Annotated in this window: 1 protein-coding gene; it reads left to right on the forward strand. The window is 71.6% G+C overall.

Annotation, left to right across the window (positions count from 1 at the left end; genetic code table 11):
• The coding region (locus tag ACWDA7_RS52415; protein WP_450615238.1) for a Kelch repeat-containing protein at positions 1-1,984 on the forward strand (1,984 nt) is incomplete at both ends.

Genomic DNA, 1,984 nt, shown 5'->3' on the forward strand with positions numbered 1-1,984 from the left:
TGGCCGGTCGCCGCGACGATCACCGTCGACGGCTACCCCGGCGGCGCGGTCGACACCGACCCGGTCAGCGGCCGGTACGCCGTCCGGCTGCCGGATGACGGGAACTACAAGCTGCACGTCTCGGCGACCCTGCCGGGCTACAAGACGGCGGACGACACGGTCGCCGTCGGCACCAGCGACGTACGCCACGACGTGCCGTTGTCCGTGGACGCGAACGCCTGCACCGCGCTCGGCTACCGCTTCGGGTACAAGGGCACCACGACCGACTTCGAGGGCTGGGCCGGCGCCACGCCGCAGGATGGTTGGACGGTCACCGACGACAGCGGCTCCGGGACCACCTGGCGCTTCGACGACCCGGGTCACTACGGCAACGAGACCGGCGGCACCGGCCAGTTCGCCGAGGTCGACTCCTTCGCTCCCCAAGGCGGCACTCGCATAACAACCAGCCTGGTCTCGCCTGTGCTCGACCTGAGCGGCGATGCCACGCCGATCGTCTCCTTCGACAACGCCTTCTTCAGGACCGCTCACACCGCGGCCAACGGCTACGTCGAGGTCAGTGTCGACGGCGGACAGACCTGGACCTCGGCCCTGCAGATCACGTCCCAATCCAGCGGCCCCGAAGTCGCCGCGATCCCTCAGGCCGCCGGCAAGAGCAACGTGCGGGTCCGGTTCCGGTACGACACGGGCCACTCGTTCTACTGGGAGGTCGCCAACGTCTTCATCGGCAACCGCTCCTGCGATGCCACCGCCGGCGGGCTCGTGGCCGGCACCGTCGACGACGCCAACACCGGCAAGGCGCTCAACGACGCCACCGTCAGCGTGGCCGGCACACCGACGGCCACGACGACCGGCGGCACCTACGAGCTGTTCGCGCCCGCTTCTGCCGCCGACAGCTCCGGCCGGACCACGCTGGGTGTAGCCGACGGCGCGTACACGGGCTCGACCGCGAAGGTCTCCGTCGCCCGCGATCAGGTCACCCGCAAGGACTGGCGCCTGGGCGCCGGCCGGATCAGCGTCTCCGGCGACCCGCTGCACGTTGACCAGCCGCTGGGCCGGTCGACGAGCCGGACCGTGACGCTCCGCAACACCGGCACGGCACCCGTCCACGTCGTCCTCAACCCGCAGGACGGCTCGTACACACCGAACTCGCACCCGGGCAACCCGGGCAGGTCCGGTGCCGGCGCACCGGTCCGGCACGCCGGTGGCGACTTCACCCGCGGGCCGCTGCTCGCCGGAGGGATCCACGGTGCCGCGGCAGCGGCGCGCCCGACCGGAGCGGACGCCGCAGCAGGCACCACCCCGTGGACGACCGCCGACGCCCTGCCAGCGTCGGTGATGGACAACGGCTCGGTGACGCTCGACGGAAAGGTCTACACCTTCGGCGGCACCGACGCGGGGACCATGCAGTTCAAGTCCTACGTCCGTGACCCGGCCACCGGCGGCTGGCAACGGCTGGCGAACATGCCGGAGGCGTTGGAGAAGCCCGGCGTGGAAGCGGTCGACGGCGCAATCTACGTCGTCGGCGGCTGGAACAACACCCACCAAGCCTCAGCCGCGATGTACCGCTACGACCCGAAGCACGACTCGTGGTCCTCGGTGGCGTCACTCCCCGCGGGCTTCGTCGCCGGCGGTACGGCGGTCCTCGGCGGGCGGCTCTACGTGGTCGCCGGCTGCGGTGGCAACTGCCTCCCGGCCTCGCAGGCGACCTACGTCTACGATCCCCGGTCCGACGCGTGGAGCCAGGTGGCGAACTACCCGATCACGGACGAGTGGCTCTCCTGCGCCGGCATCGACGGCCAGGTCGTCTGCGCCGGCGGGACCGACCCGGTCAGCAACGAGGAGACGGCGGCGGCATACGCCTTCGACCCGGTCACCGGCCTGTGGGCCAAGCGGGCCGACCTGCCGTACCCGAACTGGGCGATGGCCTCCGCCTCCTCCGGCGGGCGGCTGCAGCTGGTCGGCGGTGTCACCGGCGGACAGCTGA

The sequence above is a fragment of the Streptomyces sp. NPDC001156 genome (genome assembly GCF_053598275.1).